Annotated in this window: 15 protein-coding genes; 9 read left to right on the forward strand and 6 right to left on the reverse strand. The window is 38.4% G+C overall.

The window, feature by feature from the left end; all coding sequences use genetic code 11:
- Window positions 1–826: 826 nt before the first annotated feature.
- Complete coding sequence (locus tag BC008_RS07260; protein ID WP_027843840.1) at window positions 827–1,174, reverse strand: STAS domain-containing protein; 348 nt, start codon at window positions 1,172–1,174, stop codon at window positions 827–829.
- A 575-nt stretch (window positions 1,175–1,749) separates the two neighbouring features.
- Here BC008_RS07260 and BC008_RS07265 point away from each other — a divergent pair.
- Window positions 1,750–2,376 (forward strand): DedA family protein, encoded by a 627-nt coding sequence (locus BC008_RS07265; RefSeq protein ID WP_027843841.1) that lies wholly within the window; start codon window positions 1,750–1,752, stop codon window positions 2,374–2,376.
- 97 nt (window positions 2,377–2,473) lie between these two features.
- Here BC008_RS07265 and BC008_RS07270 read toward each other — a convergent pair whose 3' ends face one another.
- Window positions 2,474–3,673 (reverse strand): argininosuccinate synthase, encoded by a 1,200-nt coding sequence (locus BC008_RS07270; RefSeq protein ID WP_027843842.1) that lies wholly within the window; start codon window positions 3,671–3,673, stop codon window positions 2,474–2,476.
- A gap of 434 nt (window positions 3,674–4,107) precedes the next feature.
- Between BC008_RS07270 and BC008_RS07275 the strand changes: the two genes are divergently transcribed.
- The 6 genes from BC008_RS07275 to BC008_RS07300 all read left to right on the forward strand — a co-directional run bounded on the left by BC008_RS07275 (window position 4,108) and on the right by BC008_RS07300 (window position 14,132).
- Window positions 4,108–5,085: a glycosyltransferase family 2 protein gene (locus BC008_RS07275; RefSeq protein WP_027843843.1), complete on the forward strand. Its 978-nt coding sequence runs from the start codon at window positions 4,108–4,110 to the stop codon at window positions 5,083–5,085.
- A 548-nt stretch (window positions 5,086–5,633) separates the two neighbouring features.
- Window positions 5,634–6,419 carry a 30S ribosomal protein S2 gene (gene rpsB / locus BC008_RS07280; protein ID WP_027843844.1) on the forward strand — a complete coding sequence of 262 codons (786 nt, stop codon included), beginning with the start codon at window positions 5,634–5,636 and terminating at the stop codon, window positions 6,417–6,419.
- 308 nt (window positions 6,420–6,727) lie between these two features.
- Window positions 6,728–7,669, forward strand: coding sequence for a translation elongation factor Ts (gene tsf, locus BC008_RS07285; protein WP_027843845.1), 942 nt, complete (start codon window positions 6,728–6,730; stop codon window positions 7,667–7,669).
- 364 nt (window positions 7,670–8,033) lie between these two features.
- Window positions 8,034–9,173, forward strand: a complete 1,140-nt coding sequence (locus BC008_RS07290) for a hypothetical protein (RefSeq protein ID WP_027843846.1) — start codon at window positions 8,034–8,036, stop codon at window positions 9,171–9,173.
- A 91-nt stretch (window positions 9,174–9,264) separates the two neighbouring features.
- The gene (gene recG / locus BC008_RS07295; RefSeq protein ID WP_027843847.1) at window positions 9,265–11,784 is read left to right on the forward strand and encodes an ATP-dependent DNA helicase RecG; all 2,520 of its coding nucleotides are present in this window, start codon (window positions 9,265–9,267) and stop codon (window positions 11,782–11,784) included.
- A gap of 392 nt (window positions 11,785–12,176) precedes the next feature.
- Window positions 12,177–14,132, forward strand: coding sequence for a S9 family peptidase (locus tag BC008_RS07300; RefSeq protein WP_082650507.1), 1,956 nt, complete (start codon window positions 12,177–12,179; stop codon window positions 14,130–14,132).
- Between the two features lie 170 nt (window positions 14,133–14,302).
- Here the strand turns inward: BC008_RS07300 and BC008_RS07305 are convergent, their stop codons facing one another.
- The 4 genes from BC008_RS07305 to BC008_RS49315 all read right to left on the reverse strand — a co-directional run bounded on the left by BC008_RS07305 (window position 14,303) and on the right by BC008_RS49315 (window position 17,818).
- Window positions 14,303–15,091 (reverse strand): L,D-transpeptidase, encoded by a 789-nt coding sequence (locus tag BC008_RS07305; RefSeq protein WP_235595813.1) that lies wholly within the window; start codon window positions 15,089–15,091, stop codon window positions 14,303–14,305.
- A gap of 84 nt (window positions 15,092–15,175) precedes the next feature.
- Window positions 15,176–15,748: a hypothetical protein gene (locus tag BC008_RS07310; protein ID WP_235595814.1), complete on the reverse strand. Its 573-nt coding sequence runs from the start codon at window positions 15,746–15,748 to the stop codon at window positions 15,176–15,178.
- 247 nt (window positions 15,749–15,995) lie between these two features.
- On the reverse strand, window positions 15,996–17,003 hold the full coding sequence (locus tag BC008_RS07315) for a hypothetical protein (protein WP_058183379.1): 1,008 nt from the start codon (window positions 17,001–17,003) through the stop codon (window positions 15,996–15,998).
- 386 nt (window positions 17,004–17,389) lie between these two features.
- Window positions 17,390–17,818: a transposase gene (locus tag BC008_RS49315; protein ID WP_161938087.1), complete on the reverse strand. Its 429-nt coding sequence runs from the start codon at window positions 17,816–17,818 to the stop codon at window positions 17,390–17,392.
- Window positions 17,819–18,076: 258 nt separating this feature from the next.
- On the opposite strand from BC008_RS49315, the gene BC008_RS07325 reads away from it, so the two are divergent.
- Together BC008_RS07325 and BC008_RS07330 are read left to right on the forward strand one after the other, a co-directional pair.
- On the forward strand, window positions 18,077–20,185 hold the full coding sequence (locus BC008_RS07325; RefSeq protein ID WP_027846597.1) for an AAA-like domain-containing protein: 2,109 nt from the start codon (window positions 18,077–18,079) through the stop codon (window positions 20,183–20,185).
- The gene (locus BC008_RS07330) at window positions 20,178–23,483 is read left to right on the forward strand and encodes an AAA-like domain-containing protein (protein ID WP_058183381.1); all 3,306 of its coding nucleotides are present in this window, start codon (window positions 20,178–20,180) and stop codon (window positions 23,481–23,483) included. Before BC008_RS07325 ends, BC008_RS07330 begins: the two co-directional genes overlap by 8 nt.
- Window positions 23,484–23,593: the final 110 nt, after the last annotated feature.

Genomic DNA, 23,593 nt, shown 5'->3' on the forward strand with positions numbered 1-23,593 from the left:
TCATATACTAATAGTTTAATACTGACAAGTTAGTAGAATAAAAATAATAGTAAATTATTGAGCGTCAAAGAAAGTATCTATCAAAATACAAATAACCCCGTCGTATAAAAACACGGGGTAAATTATTTTTACTCTTATTGCCTGTTTAGGGTGGGTGTGTACTTGGGAAAGATTTAATGTATCTTGTAACAGTAGTTAAAGATAATCTATCCGGAAGTTTCACTATTGATAGTGAATAAATTTAATAATAATTGTCTGACAAACATATATAATTTGGCAGAAAATCAATAGTTAAAAACTAATGGCATAACTAAAAACACTTGCCATAATGTTTTAGTAGTAATGGCAATATTTAAGCAAATGTGAGCTACTTTACCCTATTTTAGAAGGAAGAAAATATAGGAAACTGCGTACAAGGAAGTGTGCTCTAAGCATACCAAGCCTAGATTTTAGTTTTTCCAGCCATACATTATTTAATTGCAAAACGTAACATAGGTAAATTACGACTTACAATTACCCAACATCAATGTAATTTAGAAGTTGAATTTAGAAGTTGAGAACATAAACTCCACAAATCATAAATCTACAGAGCATAGACTTATATAAAAATGATAAGATTGCTGGATTCAACAATTATCTAATTTCCTAAATCATAGATTTATTTGAGATTTACCAAATTACTGAATCACGCCATAACCAAATATTTTTAGTCTAACTATAGATAAAATAAATATGTTTGATCTATAAATTAAACCGCAGATTCTGTTTGGCTTGCGTAGTATTTTGATAAATTTGAGTGGAGCTTAATTCACAAAAAAATCACAAGCTAACCAGTGACAGTTTGATGGTTAAGGGTACTTAAAATATCCTCATAGGAATTAAAAATTTCAAACACAGAATCAAGATCTGTCAATTCTAAAATGAGCCGAACTGGGGCATGAACATTACATAAGACCAAACGACAACCACTCTGACGAGCAGCCTTAAGTCCCTTAACCAAAGCTACTAAACCAGAACTGTCCATAAAATCAACTTTCACTAAATCGATTACCCAAAGTTGGTGAGGCTGGGGAGCTATTTTAGCCATTTGCTCGCTCAGGACTCGACCGCCTTCCAAATCAACCCGTCCTTCCGGCTTAAACAAGACTAACTGAAATTCTGGTGTGAGAGTCATGAATTTAACTGGGTAGTTGAAACGGTTAACAAAAAAGTAAAAAAGACACAAATACTATTCCTATCTCAACTGCGTAAATGGATATTACTACTCAGTTATCTGAGTAGCAATTGCAAAACAGTTGGGACAAATTAGATCAGTATTCATGCCGTACAGTTTGTACTATCTGTTACCAATATATGCATAAGAGGGTAAATATTTCGGTAGCATCTGTATCTTTTACTAAATTTTTATAATTTACGAGTCATTTTGTAAAACTGTTATAAATGATATTGCGTTTAGACCAGTATTAGTACTCATAAAGTAACTTACGTATATTATCAAGCAGATATTAATTGTTACACATTGATGGATTATTTGGAATGGGGTACAAAAATTAGCACTCGTAACTTAGTTAAAAGGTTGAAATATTAAGCTTTAAAATGACCTAGGTATTTGTTTGCAAACCTTAAGTATCCTATTTTCCCTAGCTTTCACAGACTTATGACTAAATATTGACAGGTTGCTATTAAAAGACTCAAGATATAAGAAAAATAACAAATTGTAAATTAAGTTGTAAGTTATGGTGTAATTGAATGTCTCTCGATTTTATTTCACTGGAAAACATCCAGGAGTTATCTCATAACTATGGCTATTGGGCTATTTTTGTGGGAATTTTATTAGAGAATTTAGGAATTCCCATTCCTGGAGAAACAGTGACCTTAGTCGGTGGGTTTTTAGCCGGTAGTAATGAATTAAATTACTGGTTGGTTCTAAGTGATGCAGCAACAGGTGCTGCGATCGGTGGTACTATCGGGTACTGGATTGGTAAAGTTGGTGGTTGGGTATTGTTGGTGCGAATCAGCCGTATATTTAGAATCACGGAAGATAAAATTTTAAGTATTAAAGATAAATTTAGTGAAAATGCTGGTAAAGCAGTTTTTTTTGGAAGATTCTTTGCTTTATTACGTATATTTGCGGCTCCACTAGCTGGGATCGCAGAAATGCCATTTTGGAAATTTTTTATTTACAATCTAGCTGGGGCTGCTACTTGGTCTTTGACTATGGTTACTTTGGCTTTTTTCGCGGGGAAACTTATTCCTTTAGAACAATTAGTCCAATGGGTTAGTGAATTCGCATTTTTAGCTTTGTTTGTATTGGCTGCAGTAGTATTTATTCCTATGTGGTTAGAGTCCCGTCACACCCAAAAAATTAATAATTAATTAGAGTTGGTAATTGGTAATTGGTAATTGGTAATTGGGGTTGGATAATGGGTATTTTTATCCCATATCCTCACCCTATTTCGGTTTTGCTTTCCTTTTATCTATCTTGCTGTGACCAAATACGTGTAGGTAATCCCCAAACGTAGATGAAACCTTCAGCAGCTTTATGATCGAATTTATCTTCGGAACCGTAAGTTGCTAAGTCTGGACTATAAAGAGAAACGTCGGATTTTCTTCCAACAATAATGGCATTACCTTTAAATAGTTTTAACTTGATAGTGCCGTTAACATTTTCTTGAGTTTTGTCAATAAATGCATCTAATGCTGCTTTTAAAGGGCTGTACCACAAACCGTTATAAATAATTTGGCTGTAGGTTTCTTCAATACCGCGTTTATATTGAGTAACATCTTTGGTCAGAGTTAAACTTTCTAAATCGCGGTGTGCTTGAATTAAAACTACCATCGCCGGAGATTCATAAATTTCCCGGGACTTAATTCCAACCAAGCGGTTTTCAATCATATCGATTCTGCCGATACCATGTTTACCAACCACTTGGTTTAGTGTTTCTATTAATTGGATTGGGTGTTTAACTTCTCCATTGACAGAGTGAGGAATACCTCGTCTAAACGTAATTTCCAAATACTCGGCTTCGTCAGGAGTATCTGCGATCGCTTTGGTCATATCATAGACTTCTTCCGGTGGTTCGACTGCTGGATCCTCCAAAATTCCAGCTTCTATACTCCGACCAAGTAGATTTTTGTCAATGCTGTAGGGAGAAGATTTCTTCACAGGTGAAGGAATCCCAAATTTTTCTCCATAAGCAATTGTCTCTTCACGGCTCATTCCCCATTCCCTTGCAGGTGCAAGAATTTTCAGACTGGGATTTAAAGCTGCGATCGCAACATCAAAACGTACTTGATCGTTACCTTTACCAGTACAGCCATGTGCTATTGCATCTGCACCATGTTTTTCAGCTGCTTCTACTAATGCTTGAGCAATCAACGGACGTGCTAAAGCTGTTGCTAGAGGATAGCTATTTTCATAAAGTGCATTTGCTTTAATTGCTCCAAAAGCATAATCCTTAACAAAGCTTTCCTTAACATCTGCGATTAAAGACTCACTCGCTCCAGACTTAAGAGCTTTTTCTCGAATTGGCTCTAATTCATCTCCTTGACCTAAATCTGCGGCTAGGGTGATTACTTCTTCTACACCCCACTCATTTTTGAGGTAGGGAATGCAAACGGATGTATCTACTCCCCCAGAATATGCCAAGACAACTTTTTTGGCGCGACCCATTAGTAATTTCTCGATGCTGCAATACTACGAGCTATTATTATCTAATTAATCTAAGTATTTTCTCTTCAGTACTTCTACTTATTCCTTTACAACAATAGTTAACCTGTATACTTTTTGATAGTATTTGCGATTAAAGTACTACGAGTAAATCCGGAGTAGTAAAAATAAAACATTGTCGCAAAAACGAATTTGCTTGCGGATGATGATTAAAGAGTTTCTGATATATAAGATACATTTATTAGAATTTTGGGACAGGCGACTGGGTATTAGTGACTGAGGACTGGGAAAATAAACTGATTTTCTTGAACTTATTAATAGCTAATTCCCAATCGCCATATGCCGCAAGGCGGCACGCAGTGCTATCCCCAATCCCTAATCCCCTCATTTGTATTCTTAAGGAACAGTCTAAAAAGCACTACTGTCCTATTCTGAATATTGGCAAAACTGTTGTGGGTGAGATAGTGTTTTTTAGTGTTGTTATTCCAACTTATAATCGTCAGCCAATCTTGGCAAAATGTCTGAAGGCTTTAGAAGCACAGATTTTAACAAATGAAGAAGTCTCAAACCCAAATTGCATAGAAAGTTACGAAATTGTCTTGGTAGATGATGGTTCTACTGATGGAACGTTAGAGTGGCTAGAAACTCAAAAAGCAGAATTTCCACATGTACGAGTTTTTCAACAAGACCATCAAGGTCCAGCAATAGCAAGGAATTTGGGTGTCAAAGAGGCAAAGGGTGACATAATTATTTTTATTGATAGCGATTTAGTTGTTACAGAAAAATTTTTAACAGCCCATACTAAGGCTCTCTTAAAAGGTAAAGAAAAACTTGGAAGTGACTGCTTTTTTACCTATGGTGCTGTAGTTAATACTTGTAATTTTGAAAATCCCACATCAGAGCCATACAAGCTTACAGATTACTCTGCAGCTTTTTTTGCGACGGGAAATGTTGCGATTCCCAAACATTGGTTAGAAAAAGCAGGACTATTTGATACTGAATTTCAATTATACGGGTGGGAAGACTTAGAACTAGGTGTAAGACTAAAAAACTTAGGTTTAAAATTAATTAAATGCCCAGAAGCGGTTGGTTATCATTGGCATCCACCATTTAATTTAGAACAAATTCCAAGCTTAATTGATAAAGAAATTCAAAGGGGACGGATGGGTGTTTTATTTTATCAAAAACATCCCACTTGGAATGTGCGAATGATGATCCAGATGACCTGGTTGCACCGCATTCTCTGGGGTCTTCTCTCCCTCAACGGTACTCTCAATGAAAAAACTATGGCTCCATTACTCAAGTGGCTGATAAAGTCTGGAAAACCTCAATTAGCTTTGGAAGTAGCCCGTGTTTTTCTCAATTGGTATAACGTTCAAGGGGTTTATGAAGCTTATGCGGAAGCTCAGAAATGATGGGGATTGGGGATTGGTGACTGGCGACTGGGGATTGGTGACTGGTGACTGGGGATTGGGAAGATAATTTTTTAATCTTCTTTTTAAATCATTCAAGAATAATTCAAGTTGCTAATTACAAGTCTGTCGGATTTAGCTCCCCCTAACCCCCTTAATAACTGGGAAAATAATTCAAACTTCTTCTTTTTTTTGCTGATTTAGAGGAATACAAGAATTCTTGACCATAACAACCACCTAGCTAATACCAAATCGCTAATCGCCAATCCCCATATGACGCTGTTGCGTCACGCTTTGCTAACGCTAATCCCCAGTCACCATATGCCGCTTGCGGCGGGCGGCACGTAGTGCTTATGGCTCTTAGCGTAAGCGTGACGCCAGTCATACGCCACGCTTCCGCTAACGCCAATCCCTAATCCCCAACTCTAACAAAATGTGCTAATTTAGTATCGTTTTCATATCTCGCACATCCAGAATTTCGGGTGTTTCTCGAAAGGAACTGAGAAATGCTTCTGGGTGGAGGTTAAACCCGAAAAGGAGTAAAGAGGAATATGCCAGTAGTATCTTTGGCTCAAATGATGGAGTCCGGTGTTCACTTTGGGCACCAAACCCGTAGATGGAACCCGAAAATGTCCCGTTACATTTACACTGCTCGTAACGGCGTACATATCATCGATTTAGTGCAAACAGCACAATTGATGGAAGAAGCTTACAGCTTTATGCGATCGCAATCAGAATCAGGAAAGAAAGTTCTGTTTGTGGGTACTAAGCGTCAAGCAGCAGGAATTATTGCTCAGGAAGCTACTCGCTGTGGTTCTTACTACATCAACCAACGTTGGTTGGGGGGAATGCTAACCAACTGGTCAACAATTAAGACCAGAGTAGAACGCCTGAAAGATTTAGAACGCCGCGAAGAAAGTGGTGCGTTGGATCTACTACCCAAGAAAGAAGCTTCTATGTTGCGGCGAGAAATGGCAAAGCTGCAAAAATATTTGGGTGGTATTAAGACAATGCGCAAAATTCCGGATTTGGTTGTACTCGTAGACCAAAGACGTGAATATAATGCCGTTCAAGAATGTCAAAAACTAAATATTCCAATTGTTTCCATGTTGGATACAAATTGCGACCCTGATGTGGTAGATATTCCCATTCCAGCAAATGATGATGCTATCCGCTCAATTAAGTTAATTGTTGGTAAGTTAGCGGATGCAATTTATGAAGGTCGTCACGGACAGTTGGAAGTGGATGACTATGAAGGCGCAATGGATGATTATTACGAAGATGAAGAAGGCGATTTTTCTGAAAATGGAGAAGCCTCTGAAGAAGGAGGAGAATAACTTCGCCTTTTGAATAGGGTCTTTTAAGTAATCATTTTCGAGCCCATTGAGCTTGCTGCGTCCAAGTTCGGATCTCTGCTAAATCCCCCGTCTAGAAAACGGGGGTATGATTAATCTGTTTATTAATTTCATTCGAATCTATTAATTCCATCTGATTTCATAAAATAAAATCTCAAATCGATCCAGGAATATATCGAAAATCCCAGATCTGGGTAAAGATTAATTGTCCCGCTCCTGAGTAATATATAGATACTCAGGATTCGTAAGCCATTACAACTATTAATAAAACTAGGAATCGAGGCAACAACATGGCGGAAATATCTGCAAAACAAGTTCAAGAACTGCGCCGAAAAACAGGTGCAGGTATGATGGACTGCAAAAAGGCACTGAAGCAAAATGATGGTGACATCGAAAAATCTATCGAATGGCTGCGACAAAAAGGTATTGCATCAGCAGGTAAGAAAAGCGATCGTGTTGCAGCAGAAGGTTTGGTAGATACTTATATTGAACCATCAGGTCGAGTTGGCAATCTGTTAGAAGTTAATTGTCAAACTGATTTTGTGGCGCGTAACGAAGCTTTTAAGTCTTTGGTGCAAAGTTTAGCAAAACAAGCTTCTAAGAGTGACAGCGTTGATTCTTTGCTATCCAGTGCTTACGTTGAAGATGAAAGTATCAAAGTTGAAGAATATATTAAGCAAATGATTGCCCAGTTGGGTGAGAATATGCGTGTTCGTCGCTTTGTTAGCTTTTCTCTTGAAGAAGGTAAGCAAGGTATCGTTGATAGCTATATTCATACCGGTGGTCGTGTAGGTGTACTGGTAGAGTTAGCTTGTGATAGCGATTCAGCAGCTACTAATGAAGATTTTAAAACCCTAGCACGCAACATCGCGATGCAGATTGCTGCTTGTCCAAATGTTGAGTACGTAAGTACAGATCAAATTCCCACCGATATTGTCCAAAAAGAAAAGGAAATTGAAATGGGAAGGGACGATTTGGCTAAGAAGCCAGATAACATTAAAGAAAAAATTGTTCAGGGACGTATTGATAAACGTCTCAAAGAAATGACTTTGGTCGATCAGCCTTTCATTCGCGATCAAAGTATTGCTGTTGAAGACTTAATTAAACAAACTAGCAAAGCATTAGGAACCAAGATTCAAATTAATCGCTTTGTCCGGTACATCTTGGGTGAAGGGATTGAAAAGCAAGAAGATAATTTTGCAGATGAAGTTGCCGCTCTTGGTGGTAAGTAATACTTTTATGGGGTAATAAAATAGCTCTCCATAACGGTTTTATTTATTTATAGGGTATTTAGCGGTGAATTCAAAACTGTAAATTTTTGATGCTATTTCCCAAATTAATTTAAAGACAGGTCAAGCTAAATTTGCTGGCCTGTATTTTATCTTTAAGGGTTCTAATTTCACAGCTTTAACAATCTCGAATTTCACTTACGCATATTATAAAAATTAATCAGTAGTTAAAAATTAAGCAACAGTCGTTTAAAAGTATCTAAAATTAACATTCTCTGAAGATGTAAGCACAAAATTATAGATAGAATTGCAATTTTGCTACAAATTACCAATTTTTCAGTGTCCTGTCGTTAACAGCATAAAAAGTATGGCAAGAGGAATTGAGCGAATTGAACAAGATATTACAAGTTTAGAAGAAGTTATTGAAGGAATTGGGGAAGAGCTTCAAGAAGTATATGGTGGCTATGTAGAAAATTTGGGAAAATCTGTTAGTAAACAATTGATTCTGGCAATTTATCATTTGTGTACCCAAGGTTATCCAGATAATTTCTTGAAACTATCGTTGAACCAAAAACAAAAACTACAACAAAATATCCGTAAGCTAGGTCAACGTAGCGATTCAGAATTAAAGGAACTTCTCAAAGTTGATGATGAAGAAGATGAAGAAGATGGAGAATATGAAAAAGAAAATGCAGATGAAGAAAAAATTCAAATAGAAGAAATTAGTGACGAACAAATTCTAGAAATTACAACGGATGGGAACATCAAAATAACTGCTGACTTACCATTAACGGAAGCAGAATTAGCCGCAGCGATGGATTCGATCGCTAAAGCTGCACGAGATAAAACAGAAGAAGAAAAAAACAAAGCAGAAAACAACGACAAAGAACAAGATAAGTCTGAGTCGGTCAAAGAATCGGGCGAATTATCAGAAGTTCGTTTGGATGAAGTTGTGCTGGTGAATGCATCAATTGCAGATAAAGCAATGGATTTATTTGCAGCGGCGAGAAATGCGGCTTCTAAGTATCCTTCTAAACCAAAAACATTAGATACATCCAACCCTGTAGAACTAGCAAAATGGCAGCAATATTTGGAACTATCCCTCCAACAGCTTCTCAGGGTAGTTTCCCGCGATGCTAATCGCATACTTCAAAAGTCTAGGATACTGCCTAAAAAATTACCACCGTCTCTACTTGAAGCTGCTGCTGCATCTTCAGAAGCGTCTGCAGAAATCATGCCAGGGCCACCAAATTTGTTAAACTTAGCAATTGAAATTGAATCGGAACAAAAGTCAGATTCTAGTCGCGGTCTGATGAAAATTATGGCAGTCAACCTGCGTTTGGGGGAAATAGAATTTGCCGATACTGAGCTATCAGCAAAGAGAAAAAAAATTCGTAATATTTCTAGTAGACTTGCTAAAGTTGGTCGAGAATACCAGAAAATCCAGCGAGAACTATCAGTTGCTAAAGCTGAAGCTGCATGGAGATCTAGCTGGTATGAGGATTAGGATTTGTAACTAAGATGTGTGACAACAAGCAGTCAGGATTACTTTAAGTTAATAAATAAAAAAAGTAACCAGTGAAAGTGACCAGTGAAAAATGATTAGCGAGCGACCAGATTGGGTAAGATTGCATAAAGCTTTGGCTATTGAAGCTGAAAAAGGTTTTGTAGACTTGATGGGAAGACAATACCGTTTCAGTGAGTTTCTCAGTTTAACCTTTGGGAAATTTCCAATTGGTTTACCAAGCTCAGAGCGGATTCAATGGCAGAATAAAGCTACTCAATTTGCAAATTATCCAAATTTGGCGCAGGGGGATAGACAGCACTTAGTTGCTCAAACCCGTAGATATTTACAGCAATTGCAACAAACCGTTGAGAAACAAAATCAACGACTGCAAACTAAAACTCATAAAGCTGGTGAGAATGGAGATTCTTATTCTTCTCCTTCTAATCCAGGGGTTTCGATTCCCAAAACTAAATCAACTATTCCCTCTGAAATCTCCCGACATTTAGCACCGAAATTAGACCAAAAACTCAAAGATTTGGCAGAAATTGGTTTCCGACGGTCAAAGAAACTTGAGAGTTTGGGTTTGTATACTGTCCGCGACTTGCTATATTACTATCCTCGCGACCACATTGATTATGCACGACAGGTAAATATTATTGAATTACAGGTTGGGGAAACAGTTACCTTGGTAGCAACGGTTAAGCGTTGTAACTGTTTTACTAGTCCCCGTAACAAAAACTTGAGTATCCTGGAACTGCAACTAAAAGATAAAACTGGCATACTCAAAATTAACCGCTTTTTTGCTGGTAGACGTTTCAGTAGTAGAGCTTGGCAAGAAAGTGTAAAGCGTCGCTATCCGGTTGGTTCAACTTTAGCAGCTTGTGGCTTGGTTAAAGAAGGAAAGTATGGTTTGACTTTGGAGGATCCAGAGTTAGAAGTATTAGGAAGTCCTGGAGATCCCATTGAATCCCTAACTATTGGTAGAGTAGTACCAATCTATACTTTGACTGAAGGTGTGGTGGCTAGTACGGTGCGTCAGGCGGTAATAGCTGCTTTACCCGCCACAGCTTTGCTTAAAGACTCTCTACCCAGTGGTTTGCGCAAAAAGTATCAGTTACTAGAACTTAAAGATGCGATCGCAAATATTCACTTTCCCAGCGATAGCATGACTTTGCAAGCAGCGCGAAGAAGGTTGGTATTTGATGAATTTTTCTACTTACAACTAGGTTTACTCCAACGTCAGCAACAGGCTAAAAAAGTTCAGACTGGTGTCCAATTTAGTCCTAGAGGTAAATTAATCGAAAAATTCTACGAAATTTTACCTTTTCAACTTACCGGCGCCCAACACAGAGTTGTTAATGATATTCTTAATGACTTGCAAAAATCCGCGCCAATGAATCGTTTAGTGCAGGGCGATGTGGGTTCGGGAAAAACCGTGGTGGCGACGATCGCCATCATAGCTGCAATTCAATCTGGGTATCAAGCTGCATTAATGGCTCCGACGGAAGTTTTAGCAGAACAGCATTACCGTAAGTTAGTTGGTTGGTTTAATTTATTACATTTACCAGTTGAGTTGCTGACTGGTTCGACGAAAACAGCAAAACGGCGAGAAATTCACGCTCAACTGGAAACTGGGGAATTACCTTTATTAGTAGGTACCCATGCATTGATTCAAGATCCAGTTAATTTTCAAAGGTTGGGTTTGATTGCGATCGACGAACAACATCGTTTCGGTGTGAAACAACGGGCTTTGTTGCAACAAAAGGGCGAGCAACCCCATGTTTTAACAATGACAGCTACACCAATTCCCCGTACTTTAGCCCTGACCTTGCATGGGGATTTAGATGTCAGCCAAATTGATGAGTTACCACCAGGACGACAAAAAATTCAAACCACTGCTCTTGCAGGTAATCAACGTTCCCATGCTTACGATTTGATTCGTCGCGAAATCGTCCAAGGAAGACAGGTTTATATAGTATTACCCTTAGTGGAAGAATCGGAAAAACTTGACTTGCGTTCGGCAGTAGAAGAACATCAAAAACTGCAAGAAGCAATATTTCCCGAATTTAAGGTGGGTTTACTCCACGGACGGATGACTTCTGCAGATAAGGATGCAGCAATTACTCAGTTCCGCGATCGCGAAACCCAAATTTTAGTATCTACAACAGTAGTAGAGGTAGGTGTTGACGTCCCTAATGCTACTGTCATGCTCATTGAGAATGCTGAAAGGTTCGGTTTGTCACAGTTGCATCAGTTACGGGGACGGGTTGGTCGAGGTGCGGCAAAATCCTATTGTTTATTAATGAGTAGTTCCCGCAGTGCGGATGCTCAGCAAAGATTGAAAGTCTTAGAACAGTCCCAGGATGGCTTTTTTATCTCGGAAATGGATATGCGGTTTCGCGGACCTGGAGAAGTTTTAGGAACCCGTCAGTCGGGATTACCAGATTTTACTTTGGCTAGTTTAGTTGAAGATGAAGAGGTATTAATTTTAGCCCGACAAGCTGCGGAAAAAGTAATAGAAATAGACGTTACCTTAGAACGTTGGTATTTGATGCGGGAAGAACTCAAGTATCGATACAACCGTTTAATGGGTGGAGCGATATTGACCTAAAAATATTCTTTTGGTTGAATACCATGTTTGTTTTAAAACTTATATTATCTCTGAAAGTAGTAGTCAGCAATAGTTAATGGGAATCAAAAATTTTCTCTCCGAAAACCTACAGAATTAATAACTTAGGTGGAGCCTCAACAGGTTCATCACCAAGTAAATTCTGTCAATTAAATCTGTCAATGAGATTATTTTTTATCCATAACTCATACCAATTTGGAAAAATAATGAGACAGATAGATTTCTGTAGAGACGTTGCAGAGCCTGCGGCGTCGGCGTTAGCCTCTGCAACGTCTCTACCGGAAAATCTGTTGCAATGATTTATCGAATTGGTATCATTACCAATTAACTCATTCTATTACTGATTAAAAGTAAATACTGAAAAGAGGTTTGTGATGTATAAAAAATATGTTTATTTACTGACTTTAACTTTATTAATAATTACAAGTTTATTTACTACTAACATTCGTCCAGCTTTTGCAGATTTACCACCCCTAATCAAGCGAGAAATTCTTTTTGGTAACCCTGAAAAAGTCAACCCACAAATTTCTCCGGACGGTAAATACGTTACATATATTGCACCTGATAAAAATGATATTTTGCAAGTGTGGATACGTACTTTAGGTAAGCAAGATGACCGAATGCTAACAGCAGATAAGAAACGAGGTATTCGCAGATATTTTTGGACTTATGATGGCAAACAGTTAATTTATCTTCAGGATATTAATGGTAATGAAAATTACAATTTATATGCTGTTAATGTAAATACTAAAGAAGTACGTAATTTAACGCCATATAAAAATATTCAGGCTCGAACAATAGCTTTAGACCATAAATTTCCCAATCAAATATTAGTTGGGTTGAATATTGACGACCCCCGCAGACACGATGCTTACCGAATAGATTTAAAAACTGGGAAAGCTACTTTAGAAATGAAAAATTCTGGTACTGTAGTGCAAAAAGTTGCCGACCCTCAACTTAAAATTCGTGCAACTGTTGCTACAACCCCAGATGGAGGTTCGACTTTATCTACCAGAACCAATACTAGTGAACCTTGGAAAATTGTTCGCAAGTGGGGACCGGATGAAGAAGGAGGTGCAGTAAGTTTTTCTCAAGATGGTAAAACACTTTATATTCGGAGCAATCATAATGCTAACGCTAGCAGACTCTTAGCATTAGATGTCGCATCAGGTAAAGAAAAAGTAATCGCTCAAGATCCACAATACGATCTGGCTGGGACACTGATTCATCCAACAAATCAGGAAATTCAAGCGGTTGGATTTTACAAAGATAAATTGGAGTGGCAGGTATTAGATAATAATATTGCTACAGATTTTCAAGCTCTATCTAAAGTTCGTCGGGGTCAATTTAGTATTGTAGGGCGCGACCTTGCAGATAAAACTTGGTTAGTAGCCTATCTAACTGATGATGGACCAGTTTACTACTATAAGTACAATCGCGATACAAAACAAAGCAAGCTTTTGTTTAGCAACCAACCCGAACTGGAAAAATTGCAGTTGGCGCAAATTAAGCCAATTTCCTATAAATCTCGCGACGGTTTGACCATTAATGGTTATCTCACGACACCTGTAGGAATTCCAGCGAAAAATCTACCTACAATTTTACTCGTACATGGTGGACCTTGGGCGCGTGATATTTGGGGTTACGATCCTATCGTTCAATGGTTAGCGAACCGGGGTTATGCTGTATTACAAGTTAATTTCCGAGGATCTGCAGGGTACGGTAAAAAGTTTCTCAACGCTGGAAATCGCGAATGGGGGGCTAAAATGCATGATGACTTGATTGACGGGGTTAACTGGATTGTTAAACAAGGTATCGCCGATCCGAAAAAAGTTGCGATAATGGGTGGTTCCTATGGTGGTTATGCAAGCTTAGCTGGGGTAACATTTACACCCGATGTGTTTGCTGCTGCGGTAAGTATTGTTGGACCTTCTAATTTGGTTACCCTGATGGAAAATATTCCTCCCTATTGGGAACCAATCAGAGCTTTACTATACAACCGTGTTGGTAATCCAAAAACCGAAATAGAATTTCTCAAATCGCGATCGCCCTTATTTTTTGTAGATCGCATTCAAACTCCATTACTAATTGGACAAGGTGCAAACGATCCACGGGTCAAACAAGTGGAAAGCGAACAGATCGTCAACGCCATGCGTAAAGCTAACAAACCTGTAGAATACATTCTTTACACTGATGAAGGGCATAGCTTTGTACGTCCGGAAAATAGATTACATTTCTTTGCTAAAACTGAAGAGTTTTTAGGTAAATACTTGGGTGGAAGAGTTGAACCGGTGGGTAATATACCGGGACATTCTGGTGTGGTTAAGTAATGGGTAATGGGTAATTGGTAATGGGTAATGGGTAATGGGTAATGGGTAATGGGTGAGGGTGTGTTATTCCAATTTCAAAAAATACTACTACACATCAATTTTTTGAATCTGTTCCCTGTTTCCTGTTCCCTTTTATAAACCAAATTTAGCAATCTTAAAGAAAATTGTTCTTAAATAATAGCTACCGGTAAAGTATCCTTGTACCAATTCTTGGGTAAACCTGCATCTCTACCAGCTTTTTTGATAATCGTCATAATTCGCTTCATGTCTCCCACGGTATGACGATGACAACCATTAGAACCATTTCCAGCCATTAAATTTCCCTTCCGTCCATGAAACCCAAGTCTCACAGGATAACCATTTTTATCTGTTTGGTTTGGTGGAGAGTAAAAATTTGCATAAGCAGGTTTAAAACTAGGGCTGCTATCCGGCACAATATAATCGATTGTGTACATTCCTTCCGGAGCGTACCATTGACTGTAACGCGCTCCCACTGCTCGAAATTTTTCCCGATTAATTTTACCGTTCTGACTTTTGTAAATGATGGTGGTTGTGAGTTGTGGTGAAGTTTTACCAATCTTAGTTCTATTAATCTCAGTTCCACCAATCTCGGTTCCACCAATCTCAGTTCCACCAATTTCAAAAATAATCATTACAGGAGATGTGATATTTGTATCGGGGTTGTAACCAAAGGTATTTAGACATGCTTTGGTACTTTCAATATCTCCTGTTTGGGGTAATTGATTAATTAATCCGTTCAGACATTTATTATTTTCTTCAGTAATACTTGGATTGGAGTAAATATTTGTATCGCCATTAAAATTATCTGTATCGTAAGTATATATTTGCGCTGCATGTGATTTCTGATTTCCCCCAAAAACACTATTTAGTATGAAAATAACTAAGGTCAATCCAATATTCAAGGAAAATTTTGATACTTTATTCCAATTAAAAAACATCTTTATAATAGCCAGATAAATATAATGTTTGAGAGAAAATATAGATGATAAATAATTAAAAATGATTTATTAGTGAGAGAAATTTTAGCGGGAGAAATGTCTTTCCCAACCTTCACTAAAAGACAAAGAAAAATTACTTTTTTGTGGTTCTGATATTGGTTTAATTAACCTTAGATTACTGCGATAAACCTTATAAATAGCCGCATTACATGAGGTTTGTGAATCTATCAGCTTTTCTTCACTTTCTTCACTTTTAAGCAAAGTTGAAGGATGTTTTCCGATTTGGAAAATCATAATTTTATATTCTCCTCCCTCATAATCAGTTAGTTTAGATTGCCAAGGTTGTTTATATTCATTTCGCCATTGGGAAAGACTATTTCCTACAACAGTTATTCCAGCAGGAGTTTGTAGGGTTGTTCCATCATCTAAAAATGTTTTCAATATAGGGTTTCGGACAATACAGCCATTTTGACGAGTCAAGCTAAAAGTTCCAGGAATAACTTCTCGTTTAATTACTTTTGCAGAGGAATCATCTCTATTTAGTAATACTGAGACACTCTGAGATGAAGTTAATGATGTTTCTGCAAAAGCTTGAGAAGCTAAGAGAGTTACAGAACCAAGGGCTAAAAGCATAGCGATCGCGACCCTATTGCACATAGTGCAAAACCTAAAGTCTAAAACAAATTTCATTGCTAATGTTTGGGAATAATTAAATTTACAACAGTAATCAAGAACAAAGCATGAAGGATGAAATCTAATATTGGAAATTAATAAATTAATATTGAGAATTTTTCATCCTTCATGAGGAGAATCGAGAAGTACGACTCTCTTCATCGGAACTATAGACGAGCATGATTTTATCTTTTGTTCGATCCAATCCGCTCGTATTAGTTCTTTGTTGAAGTTAGTTACAACCCCTTGCTGTACAAACGCGAGAACGGCGAGGTTGTTTAATGACATAACGTCTAATTTGTACTTTTGAAGGAGTGCTTGTTTTGCGAACAATAGGATAATGGGGAGCACAATTTGCGATCGCATAAGCTTGAGCCTCTTGATAAGATACTACACCGTTATTCAGACGTTGTTGGAAAATTTCTTGATTATCAACTACTTTCATGGCTGTTACAAATGCAGTATCCATCTTCTTTTGCACACCTTCGCGACTTTCGATAGTGTCCATGCTAGTGCTGGAAACATCCAAAGCAAAACCTAAACCTCCACCAGCAATACGTCTTGGTTTGAGAGCAAAACCTTGACGGTAATTAACGCTAGCTCCACAAGCTGAACGATATTGGAAGGAGAAAGCTTCAGAACCCGTTCCTGGGGCTTGGTCGCCAAAATGTACGCTATTGTACTTGTCTCCATCAACTTTTACCCTCGTAGAAGGTGAGACGGAAGTTGAACCAGTTGTTACAGATTGCTGGCTTTGTTGACCTCCAACTGTAGCATTACCACCTTGGCTAATGTTGGAATTGGTGTTGGTGTTGCTACTATTTCCACTGTTATTAACTTTTGCACTGGAGTTACTTGAACTGTGGGAATTAGAACTGCTACGAGATTTAGAAATACTGTTGGAGTTAGAACTGCTATGAGAGTTAGAACTAGATTTCACAGGAGTAACAACAGTCGTTTTATTGATATTCTGGTGAGGCTGATGGGGCTTGTGATGAGGTTTTGGATGATGAGGTTTTGGATGATGAGGCTTCTTATGGTGAGGTTTGGGATGATGAGGTTTCTTATGATGAGGTTTAGGATGTTTCCAATTTTTATTTGCATATAGAACACCCTCTGAAGTAATTTCCTGAGCATTGATTTCTTGGTTTAGAGTTCTTGCAAAAGCGGGAAATACAGGAAGGATGATACCGGTAGAAATGGTAATTAAACTTATCAATGCAACTTTCTTACAAAGCATAATATTCTCCTAATTGTTAATAAATTAAAAATAGTTAAACGTTCAAAAAATGAATTTTATTGATGCAAGTAAAAATAATATCAAGTTTTGTTGATACGAATGCTTACAAGAATTTTTATATAAAAGCATTTGATGTCGTATAGGATTAAACTTAATGATTTAAGCAATAAAGCAAAAGGATAAAACTAAAGCTTGTTTGCTGATTTTTACTGATGAGATTTCTGGAGAGAAGTAATATTCTTTCTTCAAAGCTCTCTAACTATATATCCAAGTGCAATTTTACCTATTCCGGAAATAAAAATCACATACATTTTTATTTGTCAACCGTAAACATATATATTTACAGTTAATATATGGTAGAAAATTTTTAACCTATACATTTAGTTTTATGGTTGTAGCTCCGGCAGACAACATGTCTTTATAAAAAAGTAAAAGAAAAGTAAAGGAGTTATTGGAATAAATCTAATACAGCTTCCTATAGGTTTGTGTAGTGAAAAATTAATATGTGTAGATAAATAGTTGTAAATTTTGTAGTCAAATATAACATCGACTATAAAATTTATTTGTGAGGAGTAATCCTCATTGGGGGAACTACAACCCCCTGTATCCTTATATGAAGCTAAAGAGCTAAAAAATCCTTGCCATGCTTCATGTAATCGCATCAATATCTGCTGTGCAACTTTTGCTGGTAAAGCTTTATAATCACCACTAACCTGACAGAGTTTCTCCATTGCATTATAGTTGAGATATTTTTCCTCAAAAATAAAGCTCTGTCTGATTAAATAATTGGCGTAATTATAAAGATTTTTTGCCAAAAAGCACAAATTATCTATCTCCTTAAAATAGGAATTATGTTTTTTGATTACGTGCTTTTCAACCAGAAGCATTTTTATTCAACAACATAGGTATTTGTATGAGGATATTATCATTTTTAGCCAATCAGTCAAAAATCATGTGATAAATGTCTATATTTGATTATATTTACCTTAAAGTTGTGTGATACCAGTTTTTGCAAAAAACGATTTTACAATACCTATAAGAGAATTAGTTACACTTTTCCTTTCTTTGAACGCATGGTTAAAAAAATCCTGCTTTTATCAGCAAATCCTACAGATACATCCAAGCTACGCTTGGATCTAGAAGTGCGCGAAATCCAAGCAGGTTTAGAGCGTTCTAAGCGTCGAGGGGAATTTGAAATTATCTCCAAATGGGCGGTACGAGCCGATGACTTGCGTCGTGCTTTATTGGATCACGAACCAGAAATTGTACATTTCTCAGGACATGGTGACGGTAGTCAGGGTTTAGTCCTAGAGAATAATTCTGGACAAATGCAATTGGTAAGCGCAGAAGCTTTGGCGAGATTGTTTAAATTGTTTCCTAAGGTTGAGTGTGTAGTACTCAATGCATGTTACTCAGAGATGCAAGCTGAAGCCATTTACCAACACATTAATTATGTGATTGGGATGAATACAGCAATAGGCGATAATGCTGCAATTAAGTTTGCCGTGGGATTTTATGATGCTTTAGGAGCAGGTAGAAGTATTGAAGATGGATTTGAGTTTGGTTGTGCGTCACTTGATTTAGAAAAGATTCCCGAATCTTCTACTCCAGTCTTAAAAAGTAAAAATATAAAAAATAAAAACGTAACTTTTAAAGAGAGTACAGGTAAACGTATTTTCATTAGCTACAAACGGGATGTAAATCCGGATGAGCCTGTTGCGCTACAAATATTACAAGCACTGTCATCACAACATCAAGTTTTCATTGACCAGAATATCTCTGTAGGTACACCCTGGGCTGAAATGATTGAAGCAGAAATTCGCCAAGCTGATTTCCTGATTGTCTTGCTTAGCGAACATTCAGTCCACAGTGAGATGGTGGAAACGGAAATCCGCATGGCGCAGCAATTTGCTCAAGAGCAGTCAGGAAAACCTGCTATCCTCCCAGTGCGGTTAGCATACCGTCAGCCATTTCAGTATCCTCTAAGCGCTTATTTGAATCGTATTAACTGGGCGTATTGGAATGATGAGCAGGATACAGCAGATTTAATAGCACAGTTAAAGCAAGCTATTTATAGTAATAATTTAAGTCTTCCCAGAAAAAATCAAGTAGATTTATTGACATTAGATAAATCATCTGATTTACCACGTCCTTTTCCTTCTGCACAGCCAGGTGCATTGGAGATTCCAGAAGGAACAATGAAACTCAAGTCTGCTTTTTACATCGAACGACGGGCTGACAACATTGCCCTGAGTACTATTGCTCAGGAGGGTGTAACAATCTCGATAAAGGGACCACGTCAAGTAGGTAAAAGTTCTTTATTAAATCGGATCTTAAAAGCAGCAAGGGACAACAGTAAACGAGTACTATTTTTGGATTTTCAACTTTTAGGTAAAGCCGACCTCGCTTCAGATGAAATTTTTCTACGTCGGTTTTGTTCTTGGATAAGTGAAGAACTAGATATAGAAGACCGAGTAGATCAATATTGGCGCAAAAAGATTAGTCATATCCAACGTTGTACCCGTTACATCAGTCGTTACATATTAAAGGAATTGAATAGTCCATTGGTTTTAGCAATGGATGAAGTGGATAAGGTATTTGATACAGCCTTTCGCAATGACTTTTTTGGTATGCTGCGCAATTGGCACAATAGTCGTGCCATGAGCGAGATTTGGAATAATTTGGATTTTGTCTTAGTTACTTCTACTGAACCGTATCAGTTAATTGATGACCTAAATCAATCCCCTTTTAATGTGGGTCAGGTAATTGAACTAGAGGATTTTATCTTAGAACAGGTAAGAGAACTCAACCAGCTTCATGGTTCGCCTTTTAACAGTAGTGCTGAAGTAGAATTGATGAAATTATTGAACGGGCATCCTTATTTAGTAAGGAAAGCACTGTATTTGGTTACCAGTGGACAAATCACAACTACTGAGTTATTTAAGTATGCTAATAATACCAGGGGTCCATTTGGCGATCATCTACGTCGCTTAGTATCATTGTTACATCACAGACAAGAATTAAAACAAGCTTTACTACAAGTGATTCAGCAAAATAAATGTGGAGATGAATACAGATTTTGGCAATTGCGGGGTTCGGGTTTGGTACGTTCCGATGGGCAATCAGTAATACCGCGTTGTAAACTTTACGCGAACTATTTGCGGGAGCATCTGCGTGGTTAAAGGAAACATTTACTCTTTGGGCGGTACTGTTCAGGCTAGTAAGGGAACTTATATTAGTCGGAAAGCGGATGCTGAACTTTTAGAGTTATGTCAGCAAGGAGAGTTTAGCTATATCCTGACTTCGCGGCAGATGGGAAAATCGAGCTTGATGATTAGTACAGCATCCAAGCTGAAACAGATTGGGGTGAAGTCAGTAATTATTGACCTGACGAAAATTGGTACACAGGTGAGTGTGGAACAGTGGTATCTGGGTTTACTGCTGGAAATTGAAGAACAATTAATGTTGGATACGGATGTCGATGAATGGTGGGAAGCAAATAACAATGTAGGTGTAACTCAAAGATTAACCAATTTCTTTCAGTATGTGTTGCTAGAGGAAGTGACATCACCTGTAGTTGTGTTTGTGGATGAAATTGATACCACCCTCAGTTTAGATTTTACAGATGATTTTTTTGCGGCGATTCGCTATCTATATGTTGCTCGCGCTACTGATACAAATTTTGAGCGACTTTCCTTTGTGTTAATAGGGGTAGCAACACCAGGGGATTTAATCCGTGACCCCAAGCGAACGCCTTTTAATATTGGACAACGTTTAGATTTAACAGATTTTAGTTTTGAGGAAGCAATACCTCTGTCAGAAGGATTGGGATTAGAAGGAGAACCGGCAAAAGAATTATTAAAATGTGTACTGGAATGGACGGGAGGACATCCATATTTAACTCAGCGTCTGTGTAGTATTCTCAGCCAACAAGACAAAAACAGTTGGTCACAAAAAGAAGTTCTTCAGGTGGTTAACACTACTTTTCTTGGATCTCCCAATCAACAGGATAATCACCTGCTGTTTGTGCGGGATATGCTTACCAAACGCGCACCAAATCAAGATCGGGTGTTAAGTGTTTATCGAGAGATTTATCTGGCTAAAAATCCTGTGTTCGATGAAGAACAGTCACTGATTAAGTCACACCTGAAGTTATCTGGGGTAGTGCGGCGTGATGATAATGTTTTACAAATACGTAACCGCATTTACCAAGAAGTATTTAATACGCAGTGGGTAGAAAATGAACTGGCTCAACAGCGTCCCTACTCCCAGGCTTTAATGGCTTGGTTAGAAGCAGAAGAGAAAGATGAATCGCGCCTGTTGCGAGGACAAGCTTTACAGGATGCTTTGGCTTGGGCTAAGGATAAAAGCTTGGGTAATGTAGATTATAAGTTTTTTGCTGCTAGTCAGGAATTAGATAAGCAAGAAATCCAATTTGCTTTAGCAGCAACTGAGAAAAAAGCACAGCAGATTGTCAGCAAAGCAGAAACAAAAGCCAAGCGCACTAACCGCATTAGTTTGGGTCTTTTGGCTGTTGCAATTGTTGGTGCGATCGGGGCCATAGGTGCATACCAAAACGCCCAAAAACTGCTGTATGATGCACAAACTGGGTCGCAACTGGAACGGGAAGTAAATAAAATTTTAGCGCAGTATGAGTGGGATATAAACCAACCCGGAGTATTGGCATTAGCAATTCAGGCAGGGCAAGAATTAAAAGGAATAGTAAAGGATGGTCGCTCTTGGGAACAGTATCCAACTGTCCGTCCCGTAGAAGCTTTAAGAACCATTTTAGATAGCATCAAGGAGCGTAATCAACTCAAAGGCCATACATCCTGGGTCTACAACGCCAATTTTAGCCCCGATGGCAAGACCATCGTCACCACTTCACACGACAACACCGCCAAGGTATGGAACACTAGTGGCAAGTTACTTGCCACTCTCAAAGGCCATACAGGCTTGGTCTACAACGCCAAGTTTAGCCCCGATAGCAAGACCATCGTCACCGCTTCACGAAACAACACCGCCAAGGTATGGAACACCACTGGCAAGTTGCTTGCCACTCTCAAAGGCCATAGATCCGTTGTCAGAAACGCCAATTTTAGTCCCGATGGCAAGACCATCGTCACCGCTTCAGATGACAACACCGCCAAGGTATGGGACACCACTGGCAAGTTGCTTGCCACTCTCAAAGGCCATAGATCCGTTGTCAGAAACGCCAATTTTAGCCCCGATGGCAAGACCATCGTCACCGCTTCAGATGACAACACCGCCAAGGTATGGGACACCACTGGCAAGTTGCTTGCCACCCTCAAAGGCCATAGATCCGTTGTCAGAAACGCCAATTTTAGCCCCGATGGCAAGACCATCGTCACCGCTTCAGATGACAACACCGCCAAGGTATGGGACACCACTGGCAAGTTGCTTGCCACTCTCAAAGGCCATACAGAAGCGGTCTCTGACGCCAATTTTAGCCCCGTTAGCGCAGCGTCCCCAAAGGGAATTGGCAAGACCATCGTCACCGCTTCAGATGACAACACCGCCAAGGTATGGGACACCAGTGGCAAGTTGCTTGCCACTCTCAAAGGCCATACAGGCTCGGTCTCTGACGCCAATTTTAGCCCCAATGGCAAGACCATCATCACCGCTTCACTGGACAACACCGCCAAGGTATGGCATGTGAAGAATTTAACGGAAATGTTAAATATTGGTTGTGAATGGTTGAATAATTATTTGATAATCAATCCCAAAAAATTGCAAAAATTAGAGGTATGTCAAAACAAATCTAATCTCAAAGCAGCAGCACCGTTTTTGGTGCAATTAGGAGAAAAAGAAGCCAAAGCTGGTAATTTTGAGGATGCTGTTGCTACTTTCAAGACTGCTTTAAAATGGAACCGTCAATTAAAGCTTGACCCCCAGAAAAAAGCGCAATTGTTTGAGAATCAAGGTAAAGCAGAACAGTTGGTTAGTGAAGGTCAATCCATAGCACAAGAAGGTGAAATAGAAAATGCTGTCGCGAAGTTTGAGGAAGCACTACAACTAGACCCCAAATTAGACATCAAAGCAGTTGCCAAAGGTTTAGTTAATAATGCGAATATTCTTGTTGAACAAAAGAAGATCAAAGAAGCAATTAAAACTTACAAGCAAGCACAAAAACTCGATCCCACAGTAGAAATTAATGCTGATACTTGGAATCAACTTTGTAGACAAGGTGGTTTAAATGGATCTGCCAAAGAGGTGATGTTTGCCTGTGAAAATGCCGTTAAACTTGCCCCAAATCATGGTTATATTCGCTATAGCAGGGGATTAGCCAGAGCATTAACAGGGGATTATAAAGGAGCTATCGCCGATCTTAAAATATTAATCGCTCAGACTAATAACAAAGAAAATAAAGCACAACGCCAGGGGTGGGTAAAAGCCTTGCGAGAAGGTAAGAATCCATTTACCAAGGAAGTATTGGAGAAGTTGCGGAATGAAGGATGAAAATTTACAGCATTTGTAATTGTATTGACAATTATCTGAACAATAATTCTGATGTGAGCGCTCCACAAGGGAAAGTCAAAAATAAATCGGGGATTTATGAGATAACTTTC

This window comes from Mastigocoleus testarum BC008 (assembly GCF_001456025.1).
In the GTDB taxonomy this organism is placed as follows: domain Bacteria; phylum Cyanobacteriota; class Cyanobacteriia; order Cyanobacteriales; family Nostocaceae; genus Mastigocoleus; species Mastigocoleus testarum.

Bases quoted from the DNA above. Each gene is read 5' to 3' on its own strand.
- BC008_RS07260 (WP_027843840.1), bottom strand. From the start codon at position 1,174: ATGACTCTCACACCAGAATTTCAGTTAGTCTTGTTTAAGCCGGAAGGA.
- BC008_RS07270 (WP_027843842.1), bottom strand. From the start codon at position 3,673: ATGGGTCGCGCCAAAAAAGTTGTCTTGGCATATTCTGGGGGAGTAGAT.
- BC008_RS07305 (WP_235595813.1), bottom strand. From the start codon at position 15,091: ATGTTTTTTAATTGGAATAAAGTATCAAAATTTTCCTTGAATATTGGA.
- tsf (WP_027843845.1), top strand. From the start codon at position 6,728: ATGGCGGAAATATCTGCAAAACAAGTTCAAGAACTGCGCCGAAAAACA.
- rpsB (WP_027843844.1), top strand. From the start codon at position 5,634: ATGCCAGTAGTATCTTTGGCTCAAATGATGGAGTCCGGTGTTCACTTT.
- BC008_RS07310 (WP_235595814.1), bottom strand. From the start codon at position 15,748: ATGTGCAATAGGGTCGCGATCGCTATGCTTTTAGCCCTTGGTTCTGTA.
- BC008_RS07315 (WP_058183379.1), bottom strand. From the start codon at position 17,003: ATGCTTTGTAAGAAAGTTGCATTGATAAGTTTAATTACCATTTCTACC.
- BC008_RS07290 (WP_027843846.1), top strand. From the start codon at position 8,034: ATGGCAAGAGGAATTGAGCGAATTGAACAAGATATTACAAGTTTAGAA.
- BC008_RS07325 (WP_027846597.1), top strand. From the start codon at position 18,077: ATGGTTAAAAAAATCCTGCTTTTATCAGCAAATCCTACAGATACATCC.
- BC008_RS07265 (WP_027843841.1), top strand. From the start codon at position 1,750: ATGTCTCTCGATTTTATTTCACTGGAAAACATCCAGGAGTTATCTCAT.
- BC008_RS07300 (WP_082650507.1), top strand. From the start codon at position 12,177: ATGTATAAAAAATATGTTTATTTACTGACTTTAACTTTATTAATAATT.
- recG (WP_027843847.1), top strand. From the start codon at position 9,265: ATGATTAGCGAGCGACCAGATTGGGTAAGATTGCATAAAGCTTTGGCT.